Annotated in this window: 12 protein-coding genes; 6 read left to right on the top strand and 6 right to left on the bottom strand. The window is 69.8% G+C overall.

The genetic code is table 11. The features are described 5' to 3' along the window. Nucleotides 1-84 precede the first annotated feature (84 nt). Nucleotides 85-708 carry a TetR/AcrR family transcriptional regulator gene (locus GSI01S_RS08360; protein WP_006896093.1) on the top strand — a complete coding sequence of 208 codons (624 nt, stop codon included), beginning with the start codon at nucleotides 85-87 and terminating at the stop codon, nucleotides 706-708. A gap of 23 nt (nucleotides 709-731) precedes the next feature. On the opposite strand, the gene GSI01S_RS08355 is transcribed toward GSI01S_RS08360, so the two are convergent. After that, nucleotides 732-1,946 (bottom strand): oxygenase MpaB family protein, encoded by a 1,215-nt coding sequence (locus GSI01S_RS08355; protein ID WP_006896092.1) that lies wholly within the window; start codon nucleotides 1,944-1,946, stop codon nucleotides 732-734. Between the two features lie 163 nt (nucleotides 1,947-2,109). Between GSI01S_RS08355 and GSI01S_RS08350 the strand changes: the two genes are divergently transcribed. From GSI01S_RS08350 to GSI01S_RS08340, 3 genes are all read left to right on the top strand, one after another. After that, entirely contained in the window at nucleotides 2,110-3,030 is a 921-nt protein-coding gene (locus tag GSI01S_RS08350) for a TIGR03564 family F420-dependent LLM class oxidoreductase (RefSeq protein WP_006896091.1), read from the top strand. 64 nt (nucleotides 3,031-3,094) lie between these two features. Beyond that, nucleotides 3,095-4,072, top strand: coding sequence for an ABC transporter substrate-binding protein (locus GSI01S_RS08345; protein WP_231650177.1), 978 nt, complete (start codon nucleotides 3,095-3,097; stop codon nucleotides 4,070-4,072). Nucleotides 4,073-4,076: 4 nt separating this feature from the next. Continuing rightward, nucleotides 4,077-5,438, top strand: a complete 1,362-nt coding sequence (locus GSI01S_RS08340) for a SagB family peptide dehydrogenase (protein ID WP_006896089.1) — start codon at nucleotides 4,077-4,079, stop codon at nucleotides 5,436-5,438. 14 nt (nucleotides 5,439-5,452) lie between these two features. Here the strand turns inward: GSI01S_RS08340 and GSI01S_RS08335 are convergent, their stop codons facing one another. The 3 genes from GSI01S_RS08335 to GSI01S_RS08330 all read right to left on the bottom strand — a co-directional run bounded on the left by GSI01S_RS08335 (nucleotide 5,453) and on the right by GSI01S_RS08330 (nucleotide 6,740). After that, a complete protein-coding gene (locus tag GSI01S_RS08335; protein ID WP_006896088.1) occupies nucleotides 5,453-5,791 on the bottom strand; it encodes a DUF1801 domain-containing protein in 339 nt (112 codons plus the stop codon). A 306-nt stretch (nucleotides 5,792-6,097) separates the two neighbouring features. Next, nucleotides 6,098-6,247 (bottom strand): hypothetical protein, encoded by a 150-nt coding sequence (locus GSI01S_RS20100; protein ID WP_156479406.1) that lies wholly within the window; start codon nucleotides 6,245-6,247, stop codon nucleotides 6,098-6,100. Between the two features lie 55 nt (nucleotides 6,248-6,302). After that, a complete protein-coding gene (locus tag GSI01S_RS08330; protein ID WP_006896087.1) occupies nucleotides 6,303-6,740 on the bottom strand; it encodes an Hsp20/alpha crystallin family protein in 438 nt (145 codons plus the stop codon). A gap of 297 nt (nucleotides 6,741-7,037) precedes the next feature. Between GSI01S_RS08330 and GSI01S_RS08325 the strand changes: the two genes are divergently transcribed. Continuing rightward, nucleotides 7,038-8,750, top strand: a complete 1,713-nt coding sequence (locus GSI01S_RS08325; protein ID WP_231875673.1) for an FAD-binding dehydrogenase — start codon at nucleotides 7,038-7,040, stop codon at nucleotides 8,748-8,750. A gap of 394 nt (nucleotides 8,751-9,144) precedes the next feature. Next, entirely contained in the window at nucleotides 9,145-9,462 is a 318-nt protein-coding gene (locus GSI01S_RS08320) for a GIY-YIG nuclease family protein (RefSeq protein WP_045538273.1), read from the top strand. Nucleotides 9,463-9,983: 521 nt separating this feature from the next. Here GSI01S_RS08320 and GSI01S_RS08315 read toward each other — a convergent pair. Next, nucleotides 9,984-14,504: a non-ribosomal peptide synthetase gene (locus tag GSI01S_RS08315; RefSeq protein WP_006896084.1), complete on the bottom strand. Its 4,521-nt coding sequence runs from the start codon at nucleotides 14,502-14,504 to the stop codon at nucleotides 9,984-9,986. Continuing rightward, on the bottom strand, nucleotides 14,501-19,816 hold the full coding sequence (locus GSI01S_RS08310; RefSeq protein ID WP_006896083.1) for a non-ribosomal peptide synthetase: 5,316 nt from the start codon (nucleotides 19,814-19,816) through the stop codon (nucleotides 14,501-14,503). The genes GSI01S_RS08315 and GSI01S_RS08310 overlap by 4 nt, the downstream gene beginning before the upstream one ends. Between the last annotated feature and the right edge of the window lie 35 nt (nucleotides 19,817-19,851).

Raw genomic sequence — 19,851 nt, 5'->3', positions numbered from 1 at the left:
GGTCATCGCAGGTTCCGCACGTTCCGGGCCGCACACCGGCTTTCAGCGTCGACGAGAGTCTCGAACCTCTAAACTCTTAGCGCAATGGCTGCCAACTCCCACCGGCCGCGCGCCGAGCATCTCGGCCCCGAGCGTCGTCGGCCCCAGATCCTCGACGCCGCGCTGGACATCGCCGTCTCCGAAGGCGTTTCGGCCGTGACCGTGGCGTCGGTGGCCGAGCGGCTGCGCGTCACCCGGCCGGTGATCTACGCGTGCTTCGCCAACCGCGTCGACATGATCGCCGAACTGGTCCAGCGCGAGGAGGGCCGGCTGCGCGAATCGATGACGACCGTGCTCCGCAGGCGAGCCGTCGACGCCGACGCGACGGTCTTCATCGACGGTTTCCGCGCGTTGCTCAACACCGTCGCCGAACAGCCCAAGACCTGGCGGCTGGTGTACGGCTCCCCCGACTCCGAAGTCGCGGAGTTCTTCGGCCGGGGACGGGCCGACGCCGTGGCCCGCTGCACCGATCTGCTGCGGCCGACCCTGGCGGCGTGGGGGATGCCGGAGGCGGACATCGACAAGAAGCTGTACCCGCTGGTGGAGTTGTGGGTCTCCGCCAGCGAGGGCGCCGTTCGCTCCCTGCTCGCCGATTCTCGTTGGGCGCCGGACGAACTGGCCGAATTCCTCGGCGAGAGCGTGTACCGCGCACTGCGGACGGCCGTCTGACGTCGCTGCGCAAGCTCGGGCGGTCAGCGGCGCAACGGGGCCGTGGCGTCGAACGCCTCCACACGGCTCCCGCTGTGCCAGGCGTGCCAGCGCCGCCACCGTCTCATGGAACCGGTCTGCCACCACCGGTCCACACCCGGCAGCACGCGGCGCGCCACTTCGATCACGGCGATGAAGGGCGCCCGTCCGATCAGCATCGCGACGCCGGGCAGCCCGCTCGGGAGCCGGTGGGCGCGCCGGTTCCAGGGCAGCATGAACAGCCGCGTGTAGCCGGCCTGCAGATGCAGGTGGAACAGGGCACGCAACCGGCCCGGGCCGCGCATCCCCGGATGCGGCGCGAACGCGGGGACGAACGACTCCGCCAGTTCGGAACCGAGACCGCCGGAGTCGTGTTTGCGCGTGGCGTCGAAGTAGTAGAGCAGCCGGAGGCCGTCGGCATAGGTATCCGGATACATCTCGTCCACCCGGCAACCGACCAGGTGACCGAGATACCGATTGAAATGGAGGACGGCGCGGACCTCCGACGGACTGGTCAGGAAGCCGAGCGCGGTCAGCCCGAAAGCCGGACCCACGCTGCCGCCGAGGAGGGTCAGCATCATCTCGCTCTGGCTGATCGGCAGACCGTACCGTTCGGCGTCCCACTCCGGATGCGCAAAGACGCGCGCCCGCACCGACACGTGCATCACGCGGACTCGCAGCGAGATGGCGCGCGCCGTCGACCCGGGAGTGAGCACCGCCCCCGGACGGCAGACCTCCAGCCACCACCGACTCGTCTCGAGATATCGGTTCAGCGCACTCGATCCCGCGTATCCGCCGGCGAGTGAGAGCGGCACCGCGAGAGACGCCTCGGTGTAGGTGTCCATCGTGCCCGCATTCCCGACCGCTCCGAGGTTGTAGCCCCAGCGTCGCCACACCGCCGCGCCCTGCTCCACCAGGTCCGGATCCACCCAGTCCGGGACCGTCTCGAACTCGGCGAAGAGAGCCCGCATCGATTCGGGCGCGTCGGGAACGTTGTCGATCCCCACTCGCAGCGCCTCGTCGAGGAGTTCGCGCGCCGCCGCACCGCCCATCTCACCGTGAAAGGTCTCGGCGACGAAGGCCTCCGCCGTCGGGTCGCCGGCGAGAAGTCCCGCAGCGAACGCCGAGCGCACGTCGTCGCCGGGAAACAGATCCACTCCCGTGATCCGCTCGATTCGATTCCGCAACCGCAGATGCGCGGGCGACACGACCAGTTCCATGCGGCAAGAGTAAGAGATGAACGCACCATTTTGAGACTGTTTGACTATATCGTCTCACCGGCTGCACGCGCACCAGCTCCCCGCGGCGGGGTCCCGAGCCACCCACGCGCGTCGGCGAAGAAGCATAGGATCGACGTCGACCGTCCCGAACTCAGGAGCACCCATGGATGTCAGCGTCGTCTGGACCATCAATGCCCGCACCGCCTCCGTCGACAAGGCCGTCGAGAGCCTCGCGGAGATCCAGGAGGAGGGCTTTCGCCGAGTCTGGTGCACCCAGATGCCGAATGAGCCCGACGCCCTGACGATGCTGACGGTCGCGGGATGGGAGGTGCCGGAGATCGAGTTCGGTACCAGCGTGCTGCCGATGCAGGTGCAGCATCCGATGCTCCTGGCGCAACGCGCGCTGACCACCAACGCGATCATCGGTCCGCGCCTCCATCTGGGACTCGGCCTGAGCCACCAAGTGGTCACCGAAGGCATGTGGGGCGTCTCCTACAAGCGGCCCGTCCAGCGCACCAACGAGTACCTCGACGGCCTGCTCCCGCTACTGAACGGCGAAAAGGTCAGCAGCGCGGGCGAACTCGTGACGACGCGGGGCGCCCTGACGATCGCCGACGTTCCCGCGCCGCCGGTGTACCTGGCCGCGCTGGGACCGAAGATGCTCGGCATCGCGGGCAGTCGCACGGCGGGCACGGTGACCTGGATGACCGGGCCCAAGACCTTGCGCGATCACATCGCCCCCACCCTGCGCACAGCCGCCGAGGCCGCGGAACGCTCGGCCTCCGACGTGCGCGTGGTGGCGATGCTGCCGGTCTCGGTGACCGACGACGCCGACGGCGCCCGCGCCGCCGCGGCCGAGCAGTTCGCGATGTACGACAACCTGCCCTCGTACAAGGCGATGCTCGACCGCGAGGGCTTCACCGGTCCGGGCGACGCCGCGATCGTCGGCGACGAAGCCACCGTCGCCGACCGCGTCCGGGAGCTGGGAGCCTTCGGCGTCGACGAGTTCGTCGGCATACTGTTCGATCGCGACCGCGAGACTCGCGCCCGCACGCGCGCTCTCCTGCGGACGCTGGATGCGTGATGTCCGACTCCCAACCCAGGGCCGACTAAGCAAAGTTAGGTGAGCCTGGGTTACTATTCGGCTCATGAAGTCGACTATGAAGACCGTCCTGGCACTGGTGGCGGGTCTGCTGGCCGTCGTCCTGACGGTGTCCGCGTGCAGCGCTCCCGACGAGGACGAGGCCTCGGGCGGCCCGATCCAGGTGAACACCGCGCAGGGACCGGTGACGGTGAAGGGCACTCCCAAGCGGATCGTCACCCTCGGCGCGCAGTGGATCGACACCGCACTGGCCTTCGGCGTCAAGCCCGTTGCCTACCTCGACAACATCCAGATCCTCACCGGCAGCCCGTCGCCCTGGACCGGTGACAAGCTGCAGGGATCGACGGCACTGGATCCGGAGAACCTGGTGGCGCAGATCGCCAAGGCCGAGCCCGACCTGATCCTCGCCGAGGGCTACATGCCCAAGTCGCAGCCGGAGAACTTCGAGAAGATCAGAAAGATCGCGCCCACCATCCCCGGCGTGACCGGTCAGCAGGTGGACCCGTGGCAGGACCTTGTCGCGCTGATGGGCACCCTGCTGCGTCAGGACGGCAAGGCCAAGGAGATCACCGCCGGCGTCAACAACCAGATCGCCGACTTCAAGAAGGAGCTCCCGGGTCTGGCGGGCAAGACGTACGCGATGGCGTACATGTACTCCGCCGATCAGATCCAGGTGATGGCCGATCCGAACGACGGCGCCGCGTACCTGTTCAACGAACTCGGCATGAAGGTCGCGCCCAAGCTGCTCGCTCAGTTCGAGAAGACGAAGAACCCGCGCTTCCCGATCTCCACCGAGAACGTCCCGATGCTCGACGCCGATGTCCTGATCGTCACGGCGAACACCCCGGCTCTCAAGAGCGCGCTGCGCAAGCTGCCGGGATACTCGGAGCTCGAGTCGGTCCGCAGCGGGGCCGTCGCCGATCTGTCCGTCGCCGACATCAGCGGACTCAATCAGCCGACGCCGCTGGCGATCCCGTACCTGCTCGACGAGCTGAAGCCTGCCTTCCAGAAGGCGACGGCCTGATCGGATGACGGGTCCCTCGCGGACCGCCCTGCGCAACGTCTACACCTGGCGTCCCGGCAGCAAAGCCGTGCTCGGCGCTCCCGGGACCGCTACGGTTCTGCCGGCGAAACGCCGGTTGACCGGACTGGTGCCCATGCAGGGCGGCGTACTCAAAGCACTCAACGCCGGCCCGGTCGCCTTCGACGCGGCACCGCCTCCGCCGGTCGCCGATCTGCTGCGCGATCTGCTGTCGGCCGGTGCACTCGAACTCGCCGTCTCCCGCGGCGAGACCGAGCTGTACCGCCTCCGGCCGTTCCGCTCCGTCGATTCCACGCGCCCCGAGCCGCGTCACGCCGACGGGGTGCTGTCTCGATTCACGGTGCTCCGCAGGACGGGCGGCGAGGTCGTCGCCGAGAACCCGCGCTCCTGGTGCGACGTGGTGATCGGCGACCCTTCGGTGGCCGCGATCCTGGCCGGCGGCCGAGACGACGACCTCGTCGCCGACTCGCTGTGGTCGGATCTGCTGTGGACCGGTCACGCCGTTCTCGACGCCGACGGCGAGGAGTCCGATTTCTCAGCGGCCGCGTGGAGTCCCCACGAACTCTGGTTCCACCGTCGGAGCACCGTCGGCGACCGCGGCACCAGTTGGGCCCACTTCGGCCCCACCCGCTGGGCCGACGGGCACTTCGCGCCGGTCCCCGCGTCGCCCGAACCGTACCCGGGCGAGAGCATCCCGCTGCCCGTGCCCGACCTCGACCGCCTGTCGCAGTCGGACGTTCCCTTGGCGCGCGTCGTCGAGGATCGGGTGTCCGTCCGCAGCTTCGACGACGCCGCACCGATGACCGTCGCGGAGCTGGGCGAGCTGCTGTATCGCTGCGCCCGAACTCGGAACGTGGCCACCCTCGAGCGTTCCGGCACCGCCGTCACCGAGCTTCCTTCTCGCCCCTACCCTTCCGGCGGCTCGCTCTACGAACTCGAGATCTACCCGGTGATCCGCACCGTCGACGGCGTCGCACCCGGGATGTACCACTACGACTCGTACCGGCACGCACTGCGCCGGGTGGCCGACATCGACGACCCCGCCGTGAATCGGCTGCTCTCGCCCGCCGCTCTCACCCTCGCCGACGGCGAGTTGCCGCAGGTGATGCTCGCCCTGGCCGCTCGGGCGGGCCGAATGATGTGGACGTACGAGCAGATGGCGTACGCGGTGATCCTCAAACACGTCGGCGTGCTGACCCAGACGCTGTATCTCACCGCCACGGCGATGGGTCTCGGCGGGGTCGCGCAGGGATACGGCGACACCGCGGCATTCGCCGCGGCCACCGGCCGCGACGAGTTGGAGGAATGCAATGTGGGGACCTTCGTGGTGGGCCGTCCCCGCGTCTGAGCCGGGCCTGCGCCTCAGTCCCGGTTGAGCGCGACCGCCGCCTGGACCAGCGCCACGAACGCGTCCGCGTCGAGATCGTCCGATTCGGCGAGGTCGACGGCACGGCGGGTTCCGCCGGTCGCGGGGACGAACAGCCCGGCGGGATCCGGCAGCGACGCGCCCTTGGCGAAAGTGACTTTGACCTTCGCCTTGTAGGTCTCGACGGTGCAGATCAGACCGTCGAGCGAGAAGGTCGGCACTCCGTCGGGATTCGAGGGCTTCTTCCACTTCGCCTCTTCGACGACACCGGGTGCGGCGCGGTGGATCAGTGAACGGATCTCGTCGACGCGGGTCGCCCGCCAATCGCTGCTCATGGGCTCACGGTAATCGATTGCGGCCGTCTCCGATCGCCGCACAGCACGGACACAACGTCTGCCCGGGTTCGATCACCCAGCCGTCGGCTGCGGCGAAGTCGACGGCGGCGGCGCCCGACCGGCATCGGAGCCAGTAGGCGCGCTCGCATCGGGAACATCGGATCTCACTCGTGGGCCGCGGCGCGGCGGACTCCCGTGGAGGCAGGACTGCAGTCATCGAAATGCTCTGATCGTCGTTCTCATGAGAGATCGTGAGGTGCCGGGCGGCCCGGGGTTTCTCCCCGGGACGCCCGGCACACGGTTCGGTTACGGGACTTCGGAACGGTGAGGGAGTGCGTCGGCCTGCGCCGCTCCCCGCACGGTGTGGGGGTAGTCGTCAGGTTCGGCGCCGTCCGCATCGACCGGATGCTGCTGTTCCAGCCAGTCGATCGGATCGACTTCCAAGACACTCGTCATCGACGACCTCCTTCGGTGAAGAGAATGCGCGACGCCTGCGGCGGCTGTCAGCGGGTCACTCCGTCGCAGCGGTGATCGACCGCGGCTCGCCCTTGTGCTCGATCTCGATCTTGCGGGGCTTGGCCTTCTCCGACAGCGGGATGGTGACCGTCAGTACGCCGTTGTCGTACTGCGCATTGATTCCGGACGTGTCGATTCCCTCACCGAGGGTGACCTGGCGCCTGAAGGTTCCGGAGAAGCGTTCGCTGGCCAGCCATTTGGCGTCTTCGGACGGCACGGTCCGGTGAGCCGACAGGGTCAGCACGCCGTTGTCGACGCTGACGTCGATCGATCCGGGGTCGACGCCGGGAAGGTCGGCAGCGAGAACGTAGTGACTGTCGACCTTGTAGAGGTCCATCGGCATGAATCGGGGAGTCCGCGCAGTTCCTGCCTGGCCGGAGAGCAGGCCGCGGGCGAGGGCGTCAAAGTCGCTGAATGGATCGAAGCGAAGCACAGCACCACACCTCCTATTCATTTGTCACCAGCCGGTTCGACTGATGATCGTCGACTGTGCACCACCAAATTTAGCACTCTCGATCATCGAGTGCCAGATTTTCGTGTCTCTTGTGCCAGATTTCGGCGATACCGCGCGCGCTGCGGCCCGCGCCCGGTCAGTCTGGTGCAGGCCGTCTGAGAACACGACCGATACCACCCTCACGACATCGAAAGGTCACCCGTGCCCGCTGAGTTCAATCCGACCATCACTCGTCGCCAGGCACTCGCCGCGGGCGGCGCGGCCGTCGCCGCCGCATTGGTCGCGCCGGGTCACGGGATCGCGGCAGCGGCCGGGCCGTCACCGGACGCCGACGTCATCATCGTCGGTCACGGACTGTCCGGACTCGTCGCGGCGTCCGAACTCGCCGATCGCGGACGCAAGGTGCTCATCGTCGATCAGGAGTCGGGACAGAACGTCGGTGCCCAAGCGCACTGGAGTCTGGGCGGACTGTTCTTCATCGACAGCCCGGAGCAGCGTCTCGCCGGCATCCGCGACTCGCACGAGCGGGCACACCGCGACTGGTTCGCCACCGCGGGCTTCGACCGCTCGCCGCACAGCGTCGACGGCGAGGACTACTGGGCTCGGAGATGGGCCGAGAAGTACCTGGAATTCGCCGCCGGAGAGAAGCGGTCGTGGCTGGCGGGAATGGGCGTCTCGTGGGTCCCCGTGGTCGGATGGGCCGAGCGGGGCAACGGCGTTCCGGGCACTCCCGGCAACACCGTCCCCCGATTCCACACCACGCTCGGCACCGGTCCGGGAGTCGTCGAACCGTTCGTCCGGCGGGTGCGCGAGGCGCAGCGCCGCGGACGGATCCGGTTCGCGTTCCGGCATCGGGTCGACGAACTGATCACCGCGCAGGGAGCCGTGGTCGGCGTCCGCGGCTGCGTCCTCGAACCGAGTTCGCTGCCGCGAGGAAAAGCCAGTTCCCGCAAGCAGATCGGGGATTTCGAACTCCACGCCCCACTGGTGATCGTGGCGTCGGGCGGCATCGGAGGCAATCACGACCTGGTGCGCCGCAACTGGCCGGCACGGCTGGGAACGGCGCCGGAATTCATGGTCACCGGCGTCCCGCAGCACGTAGACGGCCGGATGCTCGGCATCGCCGAACGATCAGGCGCCCGGCTCGTGAACCGCGACCGCATGTGGCACTACACCGAGGGCCTGCGGAATCATTCGCCGATCTGGCCCGGACACGGTATCCGGGTGCTCGGAGCCCCGTCGTCGATGTGGTTCGACGCGGCCGGTCGCCGATTCGGCGAACCGGGCATCCCCAGCCACGACACTCTCGGCACCCTCGAACTCATCCAGCGCTCCGGCTACGACTACTCGTGGTTCGTCTTGAACAAGCGGATCATCGAGAAGGAGTTCGTGCTCTCGGGCTCCGAACAGAACCCGGAGCTGACCGCCAAGAACCTCCCGCTGTACCTGGTGCACCGCGCCACCGACGACGTTCCGAAACCCGTGCAGGCCTTCCTCGATCGCGGACCGGACTTCGTCACGGCGGGCAGCGTCGAAGCGCTGACGGCCAAGATGAACGCCCTTGTCGGTACCGATCTGGTCGATCCGGGTTCTCTGAAGAAGCAGATCGCGCACCGCGACCGTGAGGCCTTCAACCCGAAGAGCACCGATCCGCAGATCAAGAGCATCCGGCGGTCGCTGGCCTACGTCGGCGACAACCTCGTGCGCACCGTGCCGATGCACCGAATCCTCGACCGCGATGCGGGACCGCTCATCGCGATCAAGATGAACATCCTGACCCGGAAGTCCCTCGGCGGACTGCAGACCGATCTGTCGGGCCGGGTCCTGTCCGCGGACGGCCGGCCCGTCGAAGGGCTGATGGCCGTCGGTGAGGCCTCCGGCTTCGGTGGCGGCGGCGTCCACGGCTACCGAGCACTCGAAGGGACCTTCCTGGGCGGGTGCCTGTTCACCGGCCGCACCGCGGGCCGGGCCGCCCATCGCCTGCTGTGATACGCGACCGGCCGCGGCCGCTCAGCTGAAGATCGAGAGGTCGACGGCCTCGGCCATCGTGCGGTAGCCGGCCGGACCCGCTGGCGCTCCGAATCGGCCCGCGGGGCGGCGTAGCCGCTGAAGAGCGAGTCGGACGCCGGCAGGATCGTCGCCACGTGAACACGGACGCCGTCGGCCTTCAGGCGGGCGATGATGTTCTTGTACCTGGCGATCACCTGGTCGGCGGTCGAGCCGAGCCGAGGACTTACCGAGACCCCAAACACACAGGAGCGCAGCGCCCCCCAGGCCAGTCGAGTAAGCGGAGGAGCGAAGCGACGAAGCGCATCGAGACCCGTCGTCACACGCTGTGGATACCCGCATTGCACCCCGCCCCGACGTCCGCCACAGTCGCCTCATGCACGGCTTCATGTACATCCTGAAATGCGCGGACGGCAGCTATTACGTGGGGAGCACGCGGAATATCGAGCATCGGTTCGAGCAACACCAGTCAGGTCGCGGGTCGGCATATACCCGGAATCGCTGTCCGGTCGAGCTGGTCTTCTGTGAGGAGTTCGATTCCATCGAGGATGCGTACGCGATGGAGAGACGCGTGTCGAAGTGGTCGCGCGCGAAACGAGAGGCGCTGATCGCCGGCGATTTCGACGCGCTGCGCCGCGCGGCGAAGAAGGGCTTCCGCCCGGGCCAGACGCCGCCGTCGAGGCCGCAGGAGTGATCGCCCAGGCCTATGAGTAAACCGAGGGCGCATCGAGACCCCGTCGGCGGCAACGTCTCGATACGCTTCGTCGCTTCGCTCCTCCGCTTACTCGACAAACCTGAACGGTGCCCCAGGACCGTCGAGTAGAACGAGGCGCAAGCCGAGGACGCATCGAGACCCCGGGCGACGTCCGTCTCGATGCGCTTCGTCGCTCCGCTCCTCCGCTCACTCGACAAACCTGTAAGGTCGACAGGCCTGATAGAACCCCCCAAGACCGTCGAGTAGGACGAGGCGCAAGCCGAGGACGCATCGAGACTCGGGCGACGTCCGTCTCGATGCGCTTCGTCGCTCCGCTCCTCCGCTTACTCGACAAACCTGAACGGTGCCCCAGGACTATGAGTAGGACGAGGCGCAAGCCGAGGACGCATCGAGACCCCGACGCCCGTCTCGATACGCTTCGTCGCTTCGCTCCTCCGCTTACTCGACAAACCTGGGGCACCTCGGGCCAGTGCGATGCCCCGTCTCGGTCCGCTCCTCCGCTACTCGAGAGGCTTTGGGGGTTCGGCGCTTGAGAGGGCGGAGAGGGAGCGGGACCAGAGGGTGGAGAGGCGGGCGATGTCGGCGGGCGAGAGGACCGTGGAGCAATAACGCCAGTTCGTCACCAACTGAGGGCCGTCGTCGGTCGCGCGGACCACGGCGACCACGTCGAGCGCGTATCGCAGCGGAAGATCCGGCTCGGGATCGGTCGGCAGATGCTCGTTCAACTCCAGGTCGACGACCGGCTGCCACGCGCCCGGATCCTCACCCGCGACACCCAGGTCGAAGCGGCCCAGATAGTTGAACTCCACCTGCGGTTCGACGCCCTCGACCAGGTCGGCGTCGCGTTCGGCATAGCGCAGCAGCCCATAGTCCAGACCCCGGTTCGGGACCGCCTCCAGCTCCGCAGTGACACGCTCGAGCAGACGTCGCCCCTCGCCGGAGTCCGCTTCCAATGCGTCGACCGTGACCGTCGTGCCCGCGGCCAGCCGCACCGGGAACACCGTGGTGAACCAGCCGAGCGTGCGCCCGGTGTCGATGTCGTCCCCGACGGTCGCATCCTCTCTGCCGTGACCTTCGAGCGCGATCAGCGCTCCCGCCGACGGGTCCTGGTCGCGCTCGGCGCGCCAGGATGCGAAGGTCGCCGTCAGCGCGGTCAGCAGGAACTCACGCATCCCGATCCGCTGATCGATCCGGTCCAGGATCTCGGCCGTCACGGCGACGTCGGTCAAGACGGGCGCCGACGTCAACTCGCTCCAGGTGTCGCGGCCGATCTCCGGTCGACGCGAACCGATCACCGGGTCGTCGGCACACACCTGCGACCGCCAGTAATCCCGCTGTGCGGCAACGGCTTCCGTTCCCGACCTCGCGAGCATTCGACGACTCCACGCGCGGTAGTCGGTGTACTCCGCGGGCAGTGCCGGCGGCGCGCCCGCGGCGACGGCCGCGCCGGCCTGGGCCATGTCACCGAAGAGGATCTGCCAGCTCACCGCGTCCACCGCGAGATGGTGGATCGCGAGCAGCAGGACGTCGCCGCCCCCGCTCGGCACCACGCGAACCGCGGCCACCATGTCTCCGCGATCGGGATCGACGGCCTCGTTGGCCTGGCGGGCGGCGATGGTGATGAGCGTGCCCAACTGTTGCCCCGGCTCCCCGTCGATCACCCAGAATCGACTCGCCGCGTCCACCGCACCGGGTTCGCGGGTCACGAGCACTCCGCTCTCCCGGGTGGACCGCAGCATGTCGTGCGCATCCAGCACGGCCTGCAGCACCTGGACCACCTCGGCGTCCGTGCACCCGTCGGGCAGTCGGAACAGCACCGTCTGCGTGAACCGCCGCCACCGGCCGCCCTCGTACATCCACTCCACCACCGGCAGCGCGGGCACCTCGCCGTACTCGCGCTCGGCGGCGATCCGCGCCAGACGCTCGCCCCGGCGGACCGCGTCGGCCAAGTCACGAACGGTGGGAAAGGCCATGACGTCGCGCGCCGCGATCTCGTCGCCGCCCGCACGCAGCGCGGTCACCAACGCCATCGCGACGATGCTGTCCATGCCGAGGTCGAAGAAGTCGTCGTCGGGACCGGGACGGGTGCCGAGCACGCCCTCGACGGCCGCGGCCACCCGCTCCTCCACCTCGTCGAGCGGTCGGCCCGTCTCCCCGCCGCCGGCCAGCGCCGCGCGCGCCGACTCCCCCAGCAGCACCGAATCGAGCTTGCCGTTACGGTTCACCGGCAGCACCGGCAGCACGACGATCCTTGTCGGGATCATGTGCGACGGCAGCTTCTGCGCCAGTTCGCCGCGGACGACGGCGGCGTCGAGACCCGCCCCGTTGGTCGCCCCCGAGACGAATCCGACCAGCGCCGCACCGATCGGCCGATCGACCACCACCACGGCGGCCTCGCGAACCCCGGGCACCGCCCTGAGTCCTGCCTCCACCTCGCCCACCTCGATGCGGTAGCCGCGGATCTTGACCTGGTCGTCGCCGCGTCCCACGAAGACGATGTCGCCGACTGCGTTGCGGCGCACCAGGTCTCCAGTCCGGTACATGCGCTCCCCAGATCGGATCGGGTCGGCGACGAAGGCTGCCGCCGTCTGCCCCGGGCGCCCCTGATAGCCGCGAGTGACCTGGTCCCCGGTCAGGTACAGCTCACCGATCACCCCGTCGGGAACCGGCCGCAGGCGGGAGTCGAGCACCCGCGCACTCATCCGGTCGGTGGGTCCGGCGATCGTCGGCACCGGCGACTCCGACACGCGCGCGACCATCGCCTCGACGGTGGTCTCGGTGGGTCCGTAGCAGTTGAAGACCGCCGTCCGCGGCAACGACCCCAGTTGGTCCCACAGCGCCGGACCGATCGCCTCGCCACCGAGTGCGAGCACCGTCAACGTCGGCCGACCCGGTTCCCCGGACACCAGCCCGGCCGCCGAGAGCTGGCCGAACATCGACGGCGTGGTGTCGATCATGTCGATCCGGCGCTCGGCGAGCGCCGCGACCAGACGCGTGGCGTCGCGCGTCTGCTCATCGGAGAACAGATGGACCTCGTGGCCGTCGAGCAGGGCGGCCAGCGGCTGCCACGACGCGTCGAAGGAGAACGTCCAGGCGTGCGCCACCCGCAACGGGCGGTCGAGCCGCCGGCGGCCGACCGACAGCACGCGGTCGCGGTGATCGCGGGCATAGCTGGCCAGCGCTCCCTGCGTGCCGATCACTCCCTTGGGCTCGCCGGTGGAGCCGGAGGTGAAGATGAGATACGCCGCATCGGCCGGGGACACCTCGACGGATTCCCCGCCATGCCGATCCCCGCCGTCCCAATCGGTGACGACGGTGCGCCCCGCGAACAGATCGACGAACTCGGGGTCGGTGAGAACCACGTCCGCACGGGACTGGTCGAGCAGATTCTCGATCCGGGCGACCGGCATGGACACGTCGATCGGCACGTACGCGGCACCGGCGAGCATCGCCCCCAGCACGCCCGCGACCGTCCGGCCCGACCGTCGCGGCGCCACCGCCACCACGTCACCGCGTCGCACTCCCGCAGACCGCAGGTCCGCCGCAACCGCCAGCGACCAGCGGTGGAGCTGATCGTAGGTCCACGTGCCGTCGTCGGCGACGAGCGCGACGGACGCCGGAGAGGTCCGTGCCTGTTCGCAGAACAGCCCGATCGCCGTGGTTCCGGCGGGCAGCGGCGTACCGCGCGACGGCCGTGCCGCCCATTCCCTCTCGTGATCGAGCAGCGCATCGAGCGTGTCGGCAGGAGCGTCCGCGGCGTCGGGCAGCGCCCGGAGCACCGCGAGCACCCGTTCGACGGCCTGCGCCGGATCGATCGGTCCCAGCGATTCGGCGACCGACTCGCTCATCACGATCAGCTCCCCGTCGAGCTCGTAGGCGACGACGGTCAGCGGGTAGTGCGACAGCGACTCCATCGCGAGAGGCAGGAAGCGGGTGCCGTCCGGCGCGGTGACGGGTTCGGTCGCCGAACCGATCGGAGCGTTCTCGTAGACAAAGAGCGTGTCGAAGAGGTTCGGGGTACCGGCCGCGCGCGCGATGTCCGCGAGGCCGAGGAATCCGAGGTCGCGCATCCTGGCCGACGACCGCTGCAGTGCGGTGCAGGCCTCGAGGACGGTCGGCTGAGCTCGCAGGTCGACGCGCACGGGGACGGTGTTGATGAACAGCCCGACCATCTCGCCGGCCCCCGGCAGACTCTGCGGTCGGCCCGAGATGGTGGTCCCGAAGACCACGTCGGTCCGGTCGGCGAGCCGGCCGAGGACCACCGACCACGCGTACTGCGTCACAGCCGCCGGAGTCAGTCCGGCCCGGCGCGCCCAACCCAGAACGCGCGAGGTCTCCGCGGCGTCGAGCGTTCGCCGGTGCCGCACCGGTTCGGTGGCCGGGGTCCCCGGGGCGCCGATCAACAGCGGCGACACCCCGTCCAAATACGACGTCCAGGTGTCGAGCGCCGCGGCGGTGTCCTGCTCCGCCAGCCACGCGATGTAGTTGCGGTACGGCTTCACCGGCGCCAGTCCGTCGGCGCTGCCGCCCGCGCCGTAGATCGCCAGCAGCTCGCGGAAGAAGAGCGCGATCGCCCAGCCGTCCATGAGGATGTGGTGTGCGGTGAGCAGCAGCCGGTGCCTGCCCTCGGGCAGTGCGGCGAGCACCACCCGCATCGCAGGGCCGCGACGCAGGTCGAACCGCTGCGAGCGTTCGGCGAGCGCGAGATCGTCGAAATCGTCGGGATGGGTCCGCACCTCGCGCCACGGCACGGTGACCTGGGTCGGCACGATCTGCACCGGGTGCGGAACGCCTTGATCCCACAGACTGACACGGAGATTGGGATGCCGCGTGAGGACGGCGGCGACACTGCGGCGCAAGACCGCGGCGTCGAGCGGTCCGCTGATCTCGACGACGAACTGCATGCTGTAGACGTCGAGGCCGTCGCCGGCCATCTCCGAGAGCGAGAACAGCCCGGCCTGCAGCGGCGAGAGCGCGAGGACGTCTTCGATGGCCGGCTTCGACTGCTGCTCCGGGCTCACTGCTGCGCCTCCCACGCCGAGCCGAGCGCCGACAGCATGTCACTCGACAGCCCCGACGCCGACATCGGCGACGCATCGACCGGCTGCGGCTCCGGCTCGACGGTGTCGTCGTTCCGGGCCCGCGCGGCGTCGACCGCCTCGGCCAGTTCGGCGATCGAGTAGTGGTCGAAGATCTGCTGCGGATCGAGAGCGATGCCCGCGGCCGCCGCACGCGCCGACCACTGGATCGAGATGACGCTGTCGCCGCCGACCGCGAAGAAGTTGTCGTCGCGCCCGATCCCGGTGACCCCGAGCAGTTCCTCGAGCATGGTCACCAGTGCCCGCTCGGTCGGCGTCTGGGTGCCGCCGCCGGCGGTGTACACCTCGGCGACCGGCGCGGCCGCCGGTGCGGCGGCGTAGTTGTCGATCACCAGCGACGCGGGCGAGAGCGCGCGCAGCGTCTCCGGAAGTGCGGTGGCGGCACCCGGACCGTCGACGATCCAGGTCGCGACCGAGGCGCAGTGCGTCAGACCCGCGTGCGGCAGACCGGCGAGTGTCGCGGGCCGCGCCTGAACGCGTCGCGGCGACCCGGCGGCGATGAGTTCGGCGAGCACGGCGGGATCCTCACCGTGCACGGAGGCGTCGAGTGCATCCGGTATCGGCCGGACCGTCACCTCCGACAGCCGTCGCTGCGGATTCTCCGCCAGGGCTTCGAGGAGCGTCGTGAATCGGTCGGCGATACCGCGCGCGGTGTCCTCGTCGTAGAGGTCTGCGCTCGCGACCAGCCGGCCGCTCAGGCTGCCGTCGCCGCAGGTGGTCACGATCAGATTGAGATCAAGGTAGGAGGTGTCCACCTCCATCGGGAGGATGTGCATGGACGTGCCCTCCGCGAGCTGGACCACGGGCTCGCCTGCCGTATCGCGGAAGTGGACCATGCTCTGGAACAGCGGGTTCCGGGCCCGGGTGCGGCGCGGGTTCAGCGCCTCCACCAGGCGTTCGATCGGCAGATCCTGGTGGGAGAAGGCGTCGAGCACGGCGTCGCGGGAGCGGTGCAGAACGTCGTTCAGTGTCGGCTCGCCGGTCAGATCGGTGCGCAGAACCACCATGTTGGCGAGCAGCCCGACGATGTCGGCGGTCGCCGGGTCGGCCCGCCCCGCCGACGGAGTGCCGATCGCGATGTCGACGCCGCCGCCGAGCGTGTGCAGCGCAGCCGACCACATGGCGGTGAGCGCCATGAAGTCACTGACCGCACTGCCGCGGAAGACGGTCTTGAGCCGCTCGTAGCGCGAAGCGCTGATATCGAAGTCGACGATCACCCCGCGGTGGCTCAGGCCCTCGGGGCGGGGCCGGTCGGCCGCCACCAGGATCTCGTCCGGAAGTCCTTCGAGCCGGTCGCGCCAGAAGTCGATCTGGGCACGCCCGTAGCGGCCGGCGTCGCTGTCGGGGTCGGCGTCGAGACCGAACATCGAGTGCTGCCAGCGCGCCACGTCGGTGTACTCCGGTCCGGTCGGCCGAGGAGTGAGGGCGGGACCGCCGGTCCGCGCACGGTAGGCGGCGGCGAGGTCGGCGATGATGATGTCGGTGCTGCCGTGGTCGACCACCATGTGATGAATCACCAGCGCGAGCACCGACGACGACCCGGCCCGCACCAGGTGTGCGCGCACCAGCGGCGCCGCCGCCAGATCGAAGATCAGCTCCCCGGTCTGCGCCGCGATGCGCACGGGGTCGTCGGCATCGGTGGCCTCGGTGATGCTCAGCGGCACCTCGATGTCGGCGTCGTCGCGGATCACCTGGACCGGCAGTCCGTCGATCTCGCTGAACGAGGTCCGCAGCGAGCGATGCCGCCGGACCACGTCCGCGATCGCGCCGCGCAGAGCGTCGTCGTTCACCGGCCCTTCGACGGCGAGGGTCAGCACGATGTTGTTCTCCGCGCTCGCGCCGCCGAACCGCTCGTTGAACCACATGGCGAGCTGGGAGAACGACAGCGGCGCCCGCTCGACCTCGTCACCGGCCACCAGCGGAGGTCGGACCGGTTCGGTGTGCTGCGGCTCCGGCGTTCCCAGGGCGATCCCGCCGAAGTCGGCGCTGGTCCAGTCCCCGTCGGCCCAGTCGCTCCCCTCCGCGCCGCCTTCTGTCCAGGCGCCGTCCGCCCAGCCGTCCTGGTCCGGGTCCGCGTCGAGGTCGACGCCGAGCTCGGCGCGCGCCTTCTCGACCAGCAGTGCGGACAGCCCGGCCACCGTCGGGGCGTCGAACGGTGCCCGGACGTCGACGTCGAGCCCGAACTCGGCCGAGAGGGCGGTCACCAGGCGGGCCGCGAGCAGCGAGTGGCCGCCGAGATCGAAGAACGAGTCCGCGGACCCGATGGTCCGGCCGCCGAACAGCTCCGAGAACACCGCCGCCACCCGCCGCTCGGTGGGCGTCGCCGGCTCCACGAAACCCGCGGCCTGGGTGGCCGGCACCGGAAGCGCAGCGCGGTCGAGCTTGCCGTGCACGGTGATCGGCACCTCGTCGATGACGACGACGGCGTCCGGAATCATGTGCGACGGAAGTGTCTGCGCGGCGTGGTCGCGGAGCGCCTGCGGGTCGGGGACCGCGCCGGACTCGCCGATCACGTACGCGAGCAGCCGGTCGTCGACCACGGTAACCAGGGCACGCTGGACGTCCTCGTGCGCGGCGAGCACCGCCTCGATCTCACCGGGTTCGATGCGGAAGCCGCGGACCTTGATCTGGTCGTCGGAGCGGCCGACGAACTGCAGCTCCCCGTCTCCGCCGCGCCGGGCGAGATCGCCTGTGCGGTAAAGACGTTCACCCTTTCCGAAGGGGTCCGCGACGAATCGCGCGGCGGTCAGTCCGCTGCGGCGCAGGTAGCCGCGCGCCAGCTGACGTCCGCCGAGGTACAGCTCGCCGACCACTCCGTCGGGCACCGGTTGCAGGCCGGCGTCGAGCAGGTGCGCCGCGACCCCCGGATTGGGACGGCCGATCGGCACCACCGCGCCGCCGCGCGGTCCGTCGACCCGGTGATGGGTGGCCGCGACGACGGCTTCGGTGGGCCCGTAGTTGTTGCTGAGGTCTGCGGTGAACGCGGTGGTGAACTCGTCGGCGACCTCACCCGGCAGCGCCTCGCCGCCCACCGGCACGGTGCGCAGCGTGGTCCACTGCTTGACCTCCGGGATCAGCAACAGCGTGGAGAGCATGCTCGGCACCATGTGCATCACCGTCACTTGCTCGCGGACCAGCAGGTCGGCCAGGTAGGCGATGTCGGTGAGCGCGCCCTTCTTCGGGATCACGAGGGTGGCGCCGGCGGTCAGGGTCGCGAAGATCTCGAACATCGACGCGTCGAAGCTGACCGACGAGGTCTGCACGAGGCGGTCGTCGGAGCCGACGACGCTGGTGGCGCCGAATGCCCGCAGATGCTCGGCGATCGCCCGGTGCTCCACGGCCACGCCCTTCGGGGTGCCGGTGGATCCGGAGGTGTAGATGATGTAGGCCAACGATTCCGGCAAGGGCCCGGGAAGGTCGAGACGCCGCGGCGCCTCTTCGGGTTCGGCGCGCAGCCGCTGCACTTCGGCGGCGTCGAGCACCAGCACCGGACGGGCGTCCTCGAGCAGGAAGGCGGTGCGGTCGGCCGGGTAGTCCGGATCCACCGGCAGGTAGGCGGCGCCGGTCTTGAGCACCGCCAGCGCGGCGACCACGAAGTCCTCGCTCGCGGACATGCGCAGCGCGACCACGGCGTCCGGCGCCGCCAGCGCCGGGCCCGCGGCGTGCGCGATCCGGGCCGCGAGTACGTCGACGGCGGTGCCGAGTTCGGCGTAAGTGATCGAGCGGTCGTCGGTGACGATCGCCGGGTGGGCGGGACGCTGCGCCACCGCGGCCTCGAACATGCCGACGAGGGTGTCGGGAACATCGTCGACCGCGGGTCCGGCGGCCGCGGAGACCACCGCCGAGAGCGCCTCGTCATCGAGCAGTCGTGCGTCCCGGATGGGCGCGTCGGGCCGGCCGAGGACGTCGGTGAGGAAGGTCGCGTACGCGGCGAGCAGCGCCTGCGCCTCCGCATCGCGCAAGCGGGACGACTGATACTGCAGTTCCAGGACGGGTTCGGTACCGGACACGATCGCGAACTCCAACGGCAACTGGGCGTTGGGAGCGTGGAGGTGGTCGAGGTGTTCGACGCGGAGGCCGTCGAGCCCGAGCCCGGACAGATCACGGCGCAGCGACAGGCTCGCCGAGACCAGCCCGGCCAGACCGGCGCGGCGGTCGGGCGCGAACTCGGCCACCACTCGGTCGATCGGAACGCGGCAGGCGGCGAGCCCGGCGGCCAACGACTCACGGGAACAGCCGATCAGCTCGGTCAGCGACGACCGCGCGTCGACGTCGCCGCGCAGCAGGACGGTGTTGCCGAAGTAACCGATCAGATCCTCGGCCCCGGCCGGGCGCACGGTGGTCGGCACCGCGATCACCACGTCGTCGGCGCCGTACACGCGATGCAGGAAGGCTTGGGTGGCCGCGAGCAGGACCGCGAACGTGGTGGTGCGCGCAGCTCGTCCGAGTTCGGCTGCCGCAGCCTCGATCTCCGGCGCCAAGCGGCGGTGCACGCGACCGCTGCCGGTGGCGCCGGTCGCGGCGGGCAGGTCGAGCGGTTCGGGTGCGGGACGCAGCACCTGCGCCCAGTGCGCGAGGTCGGCGTCGAGTTGGTCGTCAGAGGGGTCGGGCACGTCGGCGTACGCCCGCGCGAGCGCCGCCGTCTCCGTCCCCCGATAGGCGGCGGCGAGGTCGGCGAAGAACACCGCCCACGAGTCGTCGTCCCAGGCGATGTGGTGGACGGTCAGGAGCAGCACGTGGTGCTCGGGTGCCAGCGCGGCGAGCGTGACTCGCAGCGGAGCGTCGTCGGCGAGTCGGAAGGGCGTCCGCGCCTCCCGCGCGGCCAGCACCTGCAGGCGCCGCTGAGCCGCCGCGCCGGACAGTTCGGTCAGGTCGGCGGTGGTCCAGGAGATCGGGGCGCCGATGCGGTGCTGCATCACCGGCTCGCCGTCCTCGCCCGCGAGGTAGCGGGCGCGGAGCGTCTCGTGTCGCGAGACCACGGACTCGACGGCGCGGCGGAGACGCTCGGCATCGAGTTCCCCGTGCAGCGCGAAGGCCACCGAGATGTTGAGCGAGGTGTCGTCCGGATCGCGGTGGCCGGCGAACCAGAGCCGGCGAGCCGCGATGGGCAGCGGCGTGCGCGCACCGTCGGCCCGGGCCGGCACCGCCTCCGCGGCGCCACGGTGAGTCAGACTCTCCTCCTGGAGACGCTTGCGGAGGAGTTCACGTCGGCGGGCGGCCAGGTCACTCGTCATGGGTCGATTTTAGCCTAGCCTTACCTAAAGGAAGG

Source organism: Gordonia sihwensis NBRC 108236 (assembly GCF_000333035.1).
GTDB classification, from domain to species: Bacteria; Actinomycetota; Actinomycetes; order Mycobacteriales; family Mycobacteriaceae; genus Gordonia; species Gordonia sihwensis.
Note: the sequence above shows the minus strand (reverse complement) of the source record. Positions and strands in the feature narration are given on the sequence as shown.

Excerpts from the sequence above, each read along its gene's own strand:
- GSI01S_RS08360 (WP_006896093.1), top strand. The coding sequence starts at position 85 with ATGGCTGCCAACTCCCACCGGCCGCGCGCCGAGCATCTCGGCCCCGAG.
- GSI01S_RS08355 (WP_006896092.1), bottom strand. The coding sequence starts at position 1,946 with ATGGAACTGGTCGTGTCGCCCGCGCATCTGCGGTTGCGGAATCGAATC.
- GSI01S_RS08350 (WP_006896091.1), top strand. The coding sequence starts at position 2,110 with ATGGATGTCAGCGTCGTCTGGACCATCAATGCCCGCACCGCCTCCGTC.
- GSI01S_RS08345 (WP_231650177.1), top strand. The coding sequence starts at position 3,095 with ATGAAGTCGACTATGAAGACCGTCCTGGCACTGGTGGCGGGTCTGCTG.
- GSI01S_RS08340 (WP_006896089.1), top strand. The coding sequence starts at position 4,077 with ATGACGGGTCCCTCGCGGACCGCCCTGCGCAACGTCTACACCTGGCGT.
- GSI01S_RS08335 (WP_006896088.1), bottom strand. The coding sequence starts at position 5,791 with ATGAGCAGCGATTGGCGGGCGACCCGCGTCGACGAGATCCGTTCACTG.
- GSI01S_RS20100 (WP_156479406.1), bottom strand. The coding sequence starts at position 6,247 with ATGACGAGTGTCTTGGAAGTCGATCCGATCGACTGGCTGGAACAGCAG.
- GSI01S_RS08320 (WP_045538273.1), top strand. The coding sequence starts at position 9,145 with ATGCACGGCTTCATGTACATCCTGAAATGCGCGGACGGCAGCTATTAC.
- GSI01S_RS08310 (WP_006896083.1), bottom strand. The coding sequence starts at position 19,816 with ATGACGAGTGACCTGGCCGCCCGCCGACGTGAACTCCTCCGCAAGCGT.